The organism is Wolbachia endosymbiont (group A) of Bombylius major, from assembly GCF_947251895.1.
GTDB lineage: Bacteria > Pseudomonadota > Alphaproteobacteria > Rickettsiales > Anaplasmataceae > Wolbachia > Wolbachia pipientis.
The window spans coordinates 763618-777963 of record NZ_OX366395.1 but is presented as its reverse complement, the minus strand read 5'-3'; the positions used below and the strand labels follow the sequence as shown (position 1 = coordinate 777963).

Genomic DNA, 14346 nt, shown 5'->3' with positions numbered 1-14346 from the left:
CTATTGTTTCCTGACTACTGTTATAGCTAACCCAAAAAACGGTTTCCCTACGTCATGCCGCCGCGGTATCTCTAGATCCCGCTAACAAGCAGCGGGATGACGAGCTTATCGTCACGCCGCCACGAACCGTCATACCGCGATTCATTCGCGGTATCTCAGCCGCTAACAAGTAGCGGGATGACGGTTGTCAGGGTGTCATGAAAGTAACTGACACTGGAATCCAGAAAAAAAGAAATATGTATCAGCTACTTTCATTTGCTGCGCCTCGAAAATAAACGTTCATGTAGCTAAGCCATAAATCCAGTATAAAGACCTTTAATCATTGGCTTCGTAGTACTTCTCAACCAACTTATTAAGTAACCTTACACCAAAACCTACTGCTCCTCTTGGACAAATGTCAGTACCTTTCTCGTGCCAAGCAGTGCCTGCGATATCTAAATGTGCCCAGCAAGTTTCATTCACAAAACGCTGTAAAAACTGTGCAGCCATTATGCTATCTCCACCAGAGCCTGCAGGAGCGATGTTTTGAACATCAGCAATCGGTGAATCAATAATTTTGTCATAAGTTTCATTCATAGGAAAACGCCATAACTTCTCATTTACTTCATTTCCTGCATCAATCAGACAGTTTGCTAATTCATCATTATTTGAAAAAAGACCAGCATATTCGTTATTTCCAAGTGCAACCACTATAGCACCAGTTAAAGTTGCAAGATCAATCATAAATTTTGGTGAGAATCTATCTTGCGTATACCATAAAGCATCTGCAAGTATGAGCCTTCCTTCTGCATCGGTGTTCAACACTTCTATTGTTTGTCCAGACATTGAAGTTACTACATCACTTGGTCTTTGAGCATTACCACCCACTGCATTTTCTGCAAGTGCGACCACGCCAATTGCATTTACTTTTGCTTTTCGTCCTGCTAAAGCATGCATCACCCCAACCACAGTAGCAGAGCCTGCCATGTCATATTTCATCGACTCCATACCACGTGAAGGTTTGAGTGATACTCCACCAGTGTCAAACGTTATACCTTTACCAACAAAAGCTATAGGCTTTTGTTCTTTAGAAGCCCCATTCCATTTTATCACTACTAATTTTGGTTCTTTACTACTTCCTTGTGCGACTCCAAGCAAGGCTCCCATTTTTTTCTCTTCCATCTGCTTTTTATCAAGCACTTCGATTTCAAGGCCAAGCTTAGTAAGTTCTTTTTTTATATGATCAGCATAGGATTCTGGATATAGAATGTTAGGAGGCTCTGTTATAAAAGAGCGCGCCAGGAATATACTCTCACCTTCTTGCCTTAAGTGCTCAAATGATCTTTCAGCATCACTTAATTGTTCATCTTTTACTAATACGGTAATCTCCTCTACCTCTGTAATTTTCTCATCCTTTTTAGTTTTATATTTATCAAACTTAAAACTACGCAGAAACGCACCATATGCAACATTTGCTGCACTACCTTCGATTAAAACCGCTGCTTTTTTAATTTTTAATCTGCTTAGTTCACAACATATTTTACCGCCAATATTCAATTCTTTATTTTCATTCCATTCATCCTTCTTACCAAGTCCAACAACTATGACATTTTTTTCTTCTGGCAAAGCAGTAGAGAAAAATTCGCCAAAACTTCCATTGAAATCGCTAAATTGCTTTATATTATCTATGACCTGTTTTCCTTGCAAAACTCCGCCATCATTTACGGTTTCGTTGTCCTCAAATAAACCCGTTATTATTGTTTTAAAATCGGGCGAAATTTTAGAAATTGTTATTTTCATTGCTGGCATCTCCATTGCAAATAATTGTAAACTGTACATAAAACACAGCAAAAACATCAGTAAGATATTTTTCATATACATCCTAAGTACAATAACACTTAAGTTTACTATGGACTCCCTTACATGCAAGGTTTTTTATCTTTTATTAGAGAACTTATTATATCCGCCCAAGGTAATGTTAAACGTATAGGTTTTTATGACCTGATCACTGTAAGTAAATGGTGTTATGAGAAGGCTTGCAAGCCCATTACTAACAAAATCTCCAAGAACAGGATCAGCACAATTATCGCAATTATGGTCAGCAAAAAACATTTGCGTTGTGAATTCTGGAAAATCTGGATGTTGAACTAGAAAGTTGATATGTGGAGCTCTATCACCAATTTTACCAGGTGCTATCGTAATAAAATTATAATAGCCAAGATTATTCACTACAAACCTTCCTGATCCAGCAAAATTCGGATCATCCTCTATATTCTTATCGTAATGGTTCACGCCGCGTGAATTCGCGTGCCATATAGAAAATACAGCATTTTGTATTGGTAAACAGTTTATATCAGTAATTCTACCCACTATGTGTATTAATTCTCCTGTTGCACTATTTGGAGAACCAGGTTTCCTTCTTAAATTGTTTGAAGAGCTAAAATTTTTTGGCCTTGCATCAAGGTCATATATTTCCGGAGTTTCAATGCAGTTGAGCAAAACAGGATCAGCTGCAAATAGCGGCAAACTGAATACCATTTGTACTAAAAACGCTAATAAGATATTTTTCACATTCATTTCATTTATAATAGACTTCTTGCATAACCATATAACAAACTTTTATTGGAAATAGAAACGAAAAAACTTGCTTGACACCCTTCGCCAGCCCCCTTATCATTGTACTGAAGGTATTCAGTTATCTTCATCTGTGCAGATTAAACAGCAAGAAAACAACGTAGTTGGCGTCTTATTTTTAATTTTTTGCACTATGTGCACCTTATGTCTTCACAACATTTCTGGGTTTTTACCTATATAAGCTGAAACGCGCTTATAAGTCGTTTAAGACAGTATAGTACGCCAATTTGCAGGATTAGAGAGTGACAACTAGCTAACACGGGATTTCTTTTGCCTTTTTTTCTGCTTAGTAAATTGTATCCGTTCAGCGGAGTGGTAGAATAAGGTAGACAAAGTGATCTAAAAAGATAATCATAGAGCAAAAGTGAGGTAATGTGGTAAACCTTTTAGAACTCTGCAAAAATTTACAGCAAAAAATAGAAAAGTTGGAAGGGAGGATAGAAGAGTTAGAGGCAGAAAATAAGGCCTTGAGGATTGAGAACGCTGAGTTGAAAGAGAGGCTTGGTTTAAACTCGAAAAATTCATCTCTACCGAGCTCTAAAGAATTGTACAAAACAAAAAAGGACAAGCCAAAAAGCGAAAGGAATGTTGGCGATCAGGTTGGGCATAAAGGAAATTTTCATGCCACAATGGAAGCGGATAAAGTAGTAAAAATAGAGTTGCCTAATATTTGCGAATGCGGAGGAGAGCTTGTAATATGCGAAAAACCTTATGTTCACCAAAAAGTTGATCTTCCGGAAATTAGGCCTTATGTAGTAATTGGAACATGGTCGTTGTCGGAGATGCAGAAAAAGAAAAAGTAGCAAGTTACCAGAAGGTGTTACGCCAGATACATTTGGTCCAAGGGTTAAGTCTATAATTGCAGCACTCAGCGGATTTTACAAAAACTCAAAGCGTGAAGTGGCTAGTATCATAAATGACATTTTTAATTTGAACATAAGTGTTGGCAGCATATCAAATCTTACTATTACCCACAAATATAAATGTACTTATAAATCAAGTATTAGAATATTAGAGTTTGCAAATATTGAGGGTATAAAAATGGCAAACGAGAGTAATGAATGGGCTAAAAATGAATTTGGAGATGCTGTACTTGGAGATAAAAGATTAACTGACCGATTAGTAAATATTGCTGACAGTTTGATAAGTTTACCTGAAAGCTCAATTAATGAGGCATGCGGAAGTTGGTCAGAAGCAAAAGCAGCATATCGTTTTTTTCAAAATGAGAACGTAAAAGAAGTCGATATTCTAGCTTCACACATTGATAAAACAGTTGAAAGAACAAAAGCTCATAAAAGAATTCTTGTGATTCAAGATACAACTTATATTTCATACTCAAGCCATAAGCGGATTGGGAACTATTGCTGGAAAAGGAGCAGTAATGCATACAGCCCTTGCTGTTAGTACGGAAGCTGGGAATACTGGATCAAAAGATTTACTCGAGGCAACTCATTTCTGAAGAAGAAAAAAGACTAAAGAGCCATCGTAACAACGTTCATATTGAGGATAAAGAAAGTATGAAATGGCTAGAAAGTTTTAAGAAAACAAATAATATTATAGATCTGGCCCAAACCGAAGCTATAACTGTATGTGACAGAGAAGCAGATATGCATGATTTTTTTGAACTTGCACATAATCTTAACTCAGCAATTTTAGTAAGAGCTCGCCACAACAGAAATGTAAATAAAAAATTCATGCATACCAGGAACAAGCAAAAATTATGGTCATTTATCCAAGGTCTCCCTTGCGCTGGAAAAGTAGAAGTTGAAATCCCTGCTAGAGATAACAAGCAAAAAAGGACAGCGTTTTTAGAAATTAGGTTCGGAAAATTTATCACATGAAGGCCATATAAAATGTAAAGAAGGTCACATAAAATATAAACCGACAGAGTCTACAACTTCACGCAATTCATGTTGTTGAAAAAAACTCTCCTCCCGAAGCAAGTCCTCTAGAGTGGATGCTTTTGACAAATCTTCCGGTCAGTACTTTTGAAGAAGCTGTTGAAAAAGTTAGTTGGTATTGTTTGAGATGGAAAATAGAGATATTGCATAAGATTTTAAAATCTGGTCTCAAAGTTGAGGAATGTAGACTTGGAACAGCAGAAAGATTAATGAGGTATTTAACAGTCATGAGCATTATTGCTTGGAGAATTTTCTTTATTACATCAATTGCAAGAACTAACCCAACATTACCATGTACTGCCTTATTAGCTGAGGAAGAATGGAAAGTTTTATATGTTAAAATACACAGGAAACCATGTCCAAATATAGCCCCTACTATAAAAGAAGCCGTTTCGTGAACTTGGAGGTCATTTAGCAAGAAAAAGCGACCCAAAACCAGGACCAATTACTCTTTGGAAAGGGTGGAGACGTCTCTTTGATCTAGCAGAAGGATGGAGACTTGCTCATGAACCTCATATTTGTGGGTAATAGTAAGGTTTCTAAGGGAGGGAGTAGTAGTAATACTGCTTCCTTACCTGACCAGTTTGCTCGTGATAAAGGTTTTGAGAAACGTGCTCAATACTATGCTGCTAAAGCTTATTCAAGTCAAGCTCACAAAGGTGATCAAGATCTTAAAGGAGTTATTTTTATTGCTATCGCCGATTTTATCTTATTTCCTAACAAGCTGGCTTACAAATCTGATCACGTTACTTTTGATAAAATTACCTATGAACATGATCTCAAAGATTTTAGTTGCACTTTCATCGAGCTACCAAAGTTTAATAAGACAAAAGAAGATCAGCTTTCAAATATTGTTGAAAAATGGATTTATTTTTTTAGTGCGACCCTGAAAGTCGTGGTTTTGTGGTGGTTAAATTCCACTTTCCCTAGACATCGGGGATAATGTATATCTCACATTTTAAAGGGTGGCAATCTTTGGGGTGCAAGCATGAGATAAAAGCAGGTAACACTAAACCTCATGGTGAATCCTTGCAAACAGAGTTAGATATGATTACGAGAGGAACCTATGTTTGAATTGTCGTCAAAGCATAATATGCGAAAAGAGATTGAATTACGCATAGACCAAAATGGTACGAAGCAAAAAGGGAACTAAAGATTGAAGACTTTAGTTATTGATGTTCCAAGCTTCCGGCAAATAGTAGGAATCTAAGTTTAACGTGAAACGAAGCCATGGAACAGAGTAACCACATAGAAGCTCTTATATTCATTAAAATATAAGTAAGTAGCCAACCACAAGCTGCTATGTGGAAGGATTGTTTAAGAAGCTAATGCCCAAAGTAATATCTGGGATATGCAGACGTAAACACTTTAATTTGGAAGGTAAAGTGGTGAATAGTAGTGAATATGTTATGGACCAGCAAAAAGTTAGGTATGAATGGAATGGAATTCCTTGGCGCAAGCTAAAGAAATCTTCATTTAAGCTACAAAAACGAATTTACCAAGCTTCTAAATGTAATGATATCAAAAAGATGCATAATCTTCAGAGATTATTACTCAAATCAACAAGTGCAAAAACACTCGCTGTTAGGAAAGTAACACAGGACAATAGGGGGAAGAAGACTGCAGGTATTGATGGAAAAGCTAACCTTAATCAAAAAGAAAGATTACAACTATCATATTCTTTAGATATAAAAGAAAAAGCAAAGCCATCAAGACGTGTCTGGATTCCAAAATCTGGTAAGCCATCGGAGCATCGCCCGCTTGGTATACCCACTATATCGTGTCGAGCAAAACAAACACTTGTAAAAATGGCTTTAGAACCAGAATGGGAGGCAAAACTTGAGCCAAACACTTATGGTTTTAGACCTGGTAGATCATGTCATGATGCAATTGAAGCCATATTTGATGTGCTCAAACAGAAAACAGCATATGTATTAGATGCTGATATTTCTGGATGCTTTGACAATATTAACCATAATAAATTGCTTGAAAACCACACCAACATTAAAGAAAATCATAAGAGGATGGTTAGGAGCTGGTGTTATGGAAGATGGAAAGCTTCAATCCACAAAACGTGGTACAATTCAAGGAGGGACGATCTCACCGTTGCTAGCTTGTGTTGCATTACACGGATTAGAGCAACATGTCAAAAAAGCATTAACAAACGAACTCTTTCAATGCATGAAAAGAAAATATGGTAGGATATCGCATAGAAACGCGCAAAAGTCTATTAGTGTAATTTTCTACTGTGATGATTTTGTCATCATACATGAAAACGAAGAGATTATTCTTAAAGCAAAAATTTTAGTTGAAGAATGGTTAGAAACCATTGGATTAAAATTAAAGCCCTCTAAAACAAGAGTTTCTCATACATTAAGAACCATTGACGAAACAAAACCAGGATTTGATTTTCTTGGTTTTTCAATAAGACAATATCCAATAAAAGAAAGTAAGAAAGGTTACAAGTTATTAATCAAACCAAGTCGTAATTCTATAAAACAACATACACTAGCTATTAAACATAAGCTCAGAGAAATGCGTGGAGCACCACAAGAGCGGGTGATAAAGGATCTCAATCCAATAAACAGAGGATGGAGTCAATATTACTCCTCGGTAGTTTCATGTAAAATCTTTAGCTCATTGGATAATATTATGCATAGAAAACTCTGGAAGTGGGCAGTTTTTAGGCACCCAAACAAAGGGAGATGCTGGATAAAAAGAAAGTACTTTAAGAAGTATAATAACGAAAACTGGCGCTTTATGACAAGTAACAAGGTACGTCTTACTATACACAGCGATCATGTTATTAAACGACATATCAAAGTGCAAAAAACCAGATCCCCATATGATGGTGATTGGGTATATTGGGGTAAACGTCTGAGAAAAATACCAGATAAGCCACTAGGAGTAATAAAATTATTGAGGTTGCAACAAAGTAAATGCGATAATTGTAGACTATGGTTTAAAAGTGATGATACAATAGAAATACATCACAAAGACCGGAATAGACAAAACAATATGATCACAAACTTATCTTTGTTACATGGACATTGTCACGATGAATTACACAGGAGGTGTGCATGAAAAGCACCAAATTAGAGAGAAGCCGTATGAGGCGCAAAGTCTCACGTACGGTTTTGCAGTCGAGTGAGGAAGGGCGACCTTCTTCACTTAGACAACAATATGCAGATGAAACTAGCGAAGAAGAATTGGAAAAGATAATAGGTAGTGATGTAATAATTAAAAAGGCATATGAAGAACTAAATAGATTCAACTGGTCAGAGAAAGAATTTATTGCCTACGAACAGGAAATAAAACGTATTCGTGATGAACGGGCTGTTCTTGAACAAAAACTTGATGATGCTAAAAAGGAAGGAAAAATTGAAGTTGCAAAAACAATGCTAGCTAATAATGTTGATGTCACCACTATTGTTAAGTTTACTGGCCTCTCCATGAGTGAGATCAAAGAATTGCAGAATTAAGTGTGAATGGTTACAAAAATACAATAAGCATTTTTCTTCATGTATTTCGTAAGTACCTTAATTTAAGTTTTCGCACTTTCAAAAAGCAAGTCAAACAAAATTATTAAAAGATCAATACATAATGACAGTTAATTTAATAATAATTTAAACATTGGGAATGTAAAATTATAATATATTAATTAGCTAGGAGGTAAAAATGTCAACAAATTGGTTTCATGATTTTTTTTTCGGTTCTAATGAGTCACAAATAAAAGAACTAGAAAAACTTCAACAGATGGATGCTGAGCAGTTTGAAAAAGTTTTTGGTGCATTAAGAGAATGGCAAGAAGCTCAAAAGATAGATGCTGAGCAGTTTGAAAAAGTTTTTAGTGCATTAAAAGACAAGATTGGTACTAAGCAGTTTCAAGGTATGCAAGAGCACTTAAACGGCCTGCAAGAAAAAGTGGAAACACTCACAGAAACAGTAGCAGATCAAGAAAAAACACTACTAATTTGTGCCATAGTCAGTGCTGTTGCCGCAATAGCAATAACTAGTTTTGTTGCATTCTGTATCTATCAGGGAGTTAAGCTTGATAAAGAGAAGAAAAACGACTTGTCTAAAGATACGCCAGACGCAAAACTTAGTAATGTAGATACTACCGATGGTACTGAAAAACTACAGAATAACTTAAAAGTTGCAAACATATAGCTGCATAACATGTATTAAACAGGACTTGATATGACACTTTAAAAAAGTAAGTTAAGAATAATAAAAATAAGGAGTGTTAGAAATGAGTACAATACAAACAAAAATACTAAAACCAAAACTAGGATTACTAGAGCTAGCAAAACAATTAGGAAATGTGTCTCAAGCGTGCAAAGTGATGGGATACTCAAGAGATACATTTTATCGATTCAAGGAGTTATATGAAAATGGGGGAGAAGAAGCATTACATGAAATAAGTAAGAAAAAACCGCTATTAGCAAACAGAGTTTCGGAAGATATAGAAAGAGCAATAATTGGCATAGCTACAGAATTTCCTGCATATGGACAAGAAAGAGCTGCAAATGAGCTGAGAAAAAGAGGTATAATAATTTCCCAAGGAGGAGTAAGATCTGTATGGCTAAGAAATGACCTTGAAACTTTGAAAAAGAGACTTAAAGCACTGGAGGCAAAAGTAGCTCAAGACGGAATCATTTTAACTGAAGAACAACTTGCAGCTTTAGAAAAAGTGAAAGAACAAAGGGAAGCTCATGGTGAAATTGAGACGCAACATCCAGGTTATTTGGGTTCTCAAGATACCTATTATGTGGGCAATATCAAAGGCATAGGGCGCATTTATCAGCAAACTTTTGTTGATACTTATTCCAGAGTTGCAATGGTTAAACTTTACACGGACAGAACAGCTATTACAGCTGCAGATCTTCTTAACGATAGAGTTATCCCATTTTTTGATGAGCAGAGAATTCCATTATTACGCATTCTAACTGATAGGGGTACGGAGTATTGTGGCAAGCCCGAAAATCACGCTTATCAGCTATATTTAGGAATCGAAAATATCGATCATTCTAGAACCAAAGCCAACTCTCCACAAACTAATGGCATATGTGAAAGATTCCATAGAACTATGCAAGATGAGTGTTACAATATTATCTTTAGAAAGAAAATCTACTATTCTTTGGAGGATCTACAGATCGATGTTGATCATTGGTTGCGTTCTTACAATGAGACAAGGCCTCACTCAGGCAAATACTGCTATGGCAAAACACCTATGCAAACGTTTTTTGACAGTAAACATATTGCTTTTCAGAAAAATATTAGTAGCATTAAACAACAGCCTGATATTAGTTTTGACTACGTCAATTCTTCTGTCAGTTAATTCTTCTCTGTCAGATTAAATCTTGTCTTTTATATATAATTTCATCAAAATGTTGTATTTTAACATAAAATAGCTGCTTTTATGCCTACCAAAATTCATTCTTTAGTGTGTGTCTCACAAGTATTCTTTGCTAATAGGATATTTTCGAATATAATTGAATATAACTAGATAAAAATACAGATATGTTTGACATTTCAAAAATTGTAATAACACCTGAAATGTTAAAATTAGTTGCTGAAATTGATGAATTTAAAGGAGCATGGCAATTGTTTGGTAATTTAGCTCCAGAACGTTTACAAATGCTCAAGAAAATTGCAACAATTGAAAGTATTGGTTCTTCTACTCGTATTGAAGGGGCAAGATTATCAGACCGTGAAGTTGAGCAATTACTATCCAAACTTGATACACGCTCATTTCGTTCTCTAGATGAACGAGAAATAGCCGGATATGCGTATGTGTGTGAAGAAGTATTTCAAAACTTTAACAAGATGCCATTTACAGAAAACACTATAAAACAGTTTCACATCTGGCTTTTACAATTTTCATATAAAGATCAAAGGCACATGGGAGAATATAAAAAATTCCCCAATCATGTTGAAGCGTTTGATGAATCTGGAAAAAGCTTGGGCATAGTTTTTGAAACAGCCTCTCCATTTGAGACAGCAACACAAATGCAAGAACTTATTTATTGGACTAGCCAGCAATTAGAGGTGAAATCGTTACACCCTCTATTAATTATTGGCATTTTTATAGTTACTTTTTTAGCTATTCATCCCTTCCAGGATGGAAATGGCAGATTATCACGCATTCTCACAACTTTCTTGTTACTAAAGTTAGGGTATATCTATGTACCTTACAGTTCCCTTGAAAGTAATAAGGAGAGTTACTACTTAGCTTTGCGTCGTACTCAACAATCCTTGAAGACGAGCAGCTATGATTTTAATCCATGGCTTATATTCTTTTTAAGGTCACTACAAAAGCAAAAATTTCATCTTGAACAAAAGGTGTCACATGAAAAAGTGTTAAATCTCTATTTACCACCACTTTCTGCTAAAGTATTAGTACTACTCAGCAAACATGGACGTCTTACAATTAAGGATTTGGAAAATATTACTAAAGCAAACTGCAATACCTTAAAGAAGCACGTATCTAATCTCGTAAAGAGTAATCACATCACTCAGCATGGAAAAGGCAAAGCAACCTGGTATGTAATATAGAGCTCAATAGGATATGTATTCATTTTGAATTGTTAAATTATTCAGCTATAGAATATAGATCACAGCTGTACAAACATTGTAGTTTGAGCCCACTAGATCCCAGTGCCCTATTCTTGTCATCCCAGTGCCCAGACACTGGGATCCAGAAAAGTTTGCTTGTAAGCAAGCAAACTAGCATAGAAAGTGGTTACAACGTTTTCGATGAGATTGCAGAAAGGCTAGATTCCAGACTGGAATGACATCGTTCACTATGTACCATATTGCAATAGTTGTGGTCAAGGCACTGGGATCTGGTAGACCCAAATTGCAGTGTTCGTACAGCTATAGAATATAGATCAGAAGTGACAGAGCTTAAAAAAAGGCCTAACATTTTTAATAAACGTAAAAAGCTTTATGAAAATCAGAGTTGGAGTAATAGGCTGCTTAGGCAGAATGGGCAAAAAAATACTCAATGAATTAATTACAAATACCAAAGTGGAAATAGCAGGTGCTGTTGCCCGTTCAGGCAGTAAGTACATAGATTCAGATATTGGACCAATTATAGCCAATCTAGGAATTAAAGTTACAAGTTCTATTAGTGGCATATTTGAGTCATCTGACGTTGTAATAGATTTTACAACTAAAGAATGTATGTTAGACTGCCTTAAAGCAGCTGTAAAATTTAAAACACCGCTGGTTAGTGGCACAACTGGAATAGAAGGTGTCGATTTGAAAGAATATGCTGCTGAAGTTCCAATATTATGGTCAGCAAATATGAGTGTTGGGGTTAATGTGTTGCTGAAATTGGTAAAAAAAGCTGCTGAGCTTTTAGGTAATGAATATGACGTTGAGATTTGGGAAATGCATCATAACTTAAAAAAGGATTCACCATCTGGAACAGCTATAGAACTTGGCAAAACAATTGCTAACGCTTCAAAAGTGGATTTTCAGTCCAATCAATATTTACATAGTGGTTCAAACATAAGGAAAAAGGGGGGAATAGGTTTTGCAGTATCTCGTGGAGGTGGAGTAATAGGAGATCACAGCGTGATGTTTGTTAATTCTGATGAACGGATAGAACTAAACCACAAAGCAATTGATCGCACAACATTTGCTAGAGGAGCTGTTCAAGCAGCAGTATGGCTATACGAAAATAAAAGAGAAATTCCGGGGCTCTATTCAATGCAGGATGTGATATGAGCAATACACGTGCCTCTGTTAAAGATTTAAATCTCTGGTACGGCTCTAAGCAAGTTTTATTCGATATAAATTTGAATATTTATAAAAGAAAAGTTACTACTTTTATCGGACCATCCGGGTGCGGTAAATCAACATTTTTGCGTTGTTTTAATCGTATGAATGACTATGTACCAGGTTGCAAAACTGTTGGTGAATTAGATATCGATGGGCTGGGTGATATATATTCACGCGATATGGATGTTGTACTACTTAGAGCAAAAGTTGGTATGGTATTTCAAAAGCCAAATCCTTTTCCAAAATCAATATATGATAATGTTGCTTATGGGCCAAAATTGCATGGTATGGCGAAGGATAAGCAAAAATTGAATGAGATGGTGGAAAATAGTTTAACCAAGGTTGGTTTATGGGAAGAATTGAAGGACAGATTGCAAGATAGCGCACTCAATTTATCCGGTGGCCAACAACAGAGGCTATGCATCGCTCGCGCAATTGCAGTGAAGCCAACTATTTTATTAATGGATGAACCGTGCTCTGCTCTTGATCCAATGGCAACCAATGCAATCGAAAATCTTATACAAGAGCTGAAATTAAGATTTACTATAATTATGGTGACTCATTCAATGAAGCAAGCTAAAAAGTTATCTGATAGTGTAATTTTCTTTCATAATGGCAGAATTGTTGAGTCTGGAAGCACTCAAGAAATATTCGAAAATGCTCAATCTCCCTTAACAAAGGAGTATATCCTGGATCATTAAATTTCTGTCATCCTATGGCTTTGCGATTAAATCCATTAGCTTCAAAAATTGTAATACTTAAAAATATGATTGAATAATTATTAATAATAGTGTATAATTATTAACGTTTTTCAGGCATTTTTGTTATGGGTGCGCCAAGTAAGCGTTTAGAATACAGTTGGTGAAAATCCAACTTAGGCAAAGTCTAGCCAACAGCCTAGAACAGACCATTATGCTGCGTGAGGTAACGAGCGTAGTAAAGCTAATGGAATGGACAATATAGGGTGCAATGAAAATGAAGGTATTGAGTCCCGAAATAAAAAATAAAGTGATGGAGGTCGACATTTTCCATAAAATGGAAGGCAGCATGGAGGGTAACAATAAGGCAAGTTATCACTCACTCTATCGGGATCGGAGGCCGTGTCATGTATTGAAATGGATTCTAAATGAACTTGGGAGATCCTTTGTATTCCTACTAAGGTACGCTGGAACAGTCAACAAAGGCGAGGACTAACGGAAGATGCAAAGGAAGTCGGACTGATTGATAGTACTCAGAGTGTGGGAAAGCCACATACAAGGGGAAGCGGTCAGCAATATAGCAACTGGAATAGGGATTGCAATACTGATACAACAGAGATTGGAGGAATATGCAAGAAAAACTAAACCAGATAGCGGTAAGAGCGAAGCAAGATAAGCGGGTAAAATTTACATCGCTAATACACCTTATCAATGAGGAGAATCTTGCAGAGTGTTATAAGGAACTAAAACGTAACAAAGCGTGCGGTGTAGACCAAGTGACAATGGAGGCGTATGGAGAAAACCTAGAAGAGAAACTTAAAACGCTAGTGGATAGTATGAAGAGAAAGCAATACCGACCGCAACCAGTGAAAAGGGTATACATACCCAAAACTGGAAGCAAGGAAAAGCGCGGCCTCGGAATACCATCAACGGAAGATAAGTTGGATGCTAAAGAAGATATTGGAAAATATTTATGAGGCAAACTTTCTGGATAATTCGTATGCTGGTAGAAGCTGTCATCAAGCGGTCAAAGCACTAGATAAAGCAGTGATGCACAAACCAATTAACTACATTGTAGAAGTGGATATCAAGAAGTTCTATGATAATATCCAACATAAATGGCTGATGAGATGCTTTGATTATGCATATTGATACTCCTATAAAAAATTTGGATTGTTGAGTTTACCATGTTTAAAATCCATAAGGATTCTAACAGTCTTTGGTGTATCTTTAAATAAATATTTACCTCTGGTTTTACTATCATCTTTTCGTATTTTAATTTGACCATTATTGATTCTATCATAAAGCCAATGCGTGGTAACGTTGAGGATTTTTGCAATTTG

Annotated in this window: 12 protein-coding genes and 4 pseudogenes; 14 read left to right on the top strand and 2 right to left on the bottom strand. The window is 36.1% G+C overall.

Annotated elements, in window-relative coordinates; all coding sequences use genetic code 11:
• Positions 1-315 precede the first annotated feature (315 nt).
• Positions 316-1818 (bottom strand): leucyl aminopeptidase, encoded by a 1503-nt coding sequence (locus tag OPR49_RS03700; RefSeq protein WP_265027515.1) that lies wholly within the window; start codon positions 1816-1818, stop codon positions 316-318.
• A 96-nt stretch (positions 1819-1914) separates the two neighbouring features.
• Positions 1915-2556, bottom strand: a complete 642-nt coding sequence (locus OPR49_RS03695; protein WP_265027484.1) for a protocatechuate 3,4-dioxygenase — start codon at positions 2554-2556, stop codon at positions 1915-1917.
• A gap of 431 nt (positions 2557-2987) precedes the next feature.
• On the opposite strand from OPR49_RS03695, the pseudogene OPR49_RS03690 reads away from it, so the two are divergent.
• The 14 genes and pseudogenes from OPR49_RS03690 to OPR49_RS03625 all read left to right on the top strand — a co-directional run.
• Positions 2988-3600 (top strand): annotated as a pseudogene (locus OPR49_RS03690) (DUF6444 domain-containing protein); the annotation flags it as partial.
• 54 nt (positions 3601-3654) lie between these two features.
• Positions 3655-5042: pseudogene (locus OPR49_RS03685) on the top strand (IS4 family transposase).
• 52 nt (positions 5043-5094) lie between these two features.
• A pseudogene (locus tag OPR49_RS03680) lies at positions 5095-5391 on the top strand (PD-(D/E)XK nuclease family transposase); the annotation flags it as partial.
• 451 nt (positions 5392-5842) lie between these two features.
• Complete coding sequence (locus OPR49_RS03675) at positions 5843-6715, top strand: reverse transcriptase N-terminal domain-containing protein (protein WP_406833427.1); 873 nt, start codon at positions 5843-5845, stop codon at positions 6713-6715.
• Entirely contained in the window at positions 6621-7598 is a 978-nt protein-coding gene (locus OPR49_RS03670; RefSeq protein ID WP_406833430.1) for a group II intron maturase-specific domain-containing protein, read from the top strand. Before OPR49_RS03675 ends, OPR49_RS03670 begins: the two co-directional genes overlap by 95 nt.
• A 95-nt stretch (positions 7599-7693) precedes the next feature.
• A pseudogene (locus OPR49_RS03665) lies at positions 7694-7996 on the top strand (nuclease/transposase family protein); the annotation flags it as partial.
• A 196-nt stretch (positions 7997-8192) separates the two neighbouring features.
• Complete coding sequence (locus OPR49_RS03660; RefSeq protein WP_265027483.1) at positions 8193-8684, top strand: hypothetical protein; 492 nt, start codon at positions 8193-8195, stop codon at positions 8682-8684.
• Positions 8685-8766: 82 nt separating this feature from the next.
• The gene (locus tag OPR49_RS03655; RefSeq protein WP_265027486.1) at positions 8767-9855 is read left to right on the top strand and encodes an IS481 family transposase; all 1089 of its coding nucleotides are present in this window, start codon (positions 8767-8769) and stop codon (positions 9853-9855) included.
• Between the two features lie 182 nt (positions 9856-10037).
• On the top strand, positions 10038-11072 hold the full coding sequence (locus tag OPR49_RS03650; RefSeq protein WP_265027482.1) for a Fic family protein: 1035 nt from the start codon (positions 10038-10040) through the stop codon (positions 11070-11072).
• Positions 11073-11155: 83 nt separating this feature from the next.
• Positions 11156-11311, top strand: a complete 156-nt coding sequence (locus tag OPR49_RS03645; RefSeq protein WP_264705100.1) for a hypothetical protein — start codon at positions 11156-11158, stop codon at positions 11309-11311.
• Positions 11312-11465: 154 nt separating this feature from the next.
• Positions 11466-12251 carry a 4-hydroxy-tetrahydrodipicolinate reductase gene (dapB, locus tag OPR49_RS03640; RefSeq protein ID WP_010962542.1) on the top strand — a complete coding sequence of 262 codons (786 nt, stop codon included), beginning with the start codon at positions 11466-11468 and terminating at the stop codon, positions 12249-12251.
• Positions 12248-13006, top strand: a complete 759-nt coding sequence (pstB, locus tag OPR49_RS03635) for a phosphate ABC transporter ATP-binding protein PstB (protein ID WP_065094809.1) — start codon at positions 12248-12250, stop codon at positions 13004-13006. The genes dapB and pstB overlap by 4 nt, the downstream gene beginning before the upstream one ends.
• Positions 13007-13632: 626 nt before the next feature.
• Positions 13633-13980 carry a reverse transcriptase family protein gene (locus OPR49_RS03630; RefSeq protein WP_259348804.1) on the top strand — a complete coding sequence of 116 codons (348 nt, stop codon included), beginning with the start codon at positions 13633-13635 and terminating at the stop codon, positions 13978-13980.
• Positions 13949-14155: a reverse transcriptase domain-containing protein gene (locus OPR49_RS03625; RefSeq protein ID WP_265027481.1), complete on the top strand. Its 207-nt coding sequence runs from the start codon at positions 13949-13951 to the stop codon at positions 14153-14155. The genes OPR49_RS03630 and OPR49_RS03625 overlap by 32 nt, the downstream gene beginning before the upstream one ends.
• Positions 14156-14346 lie beyond the last annotated feature (191 nt).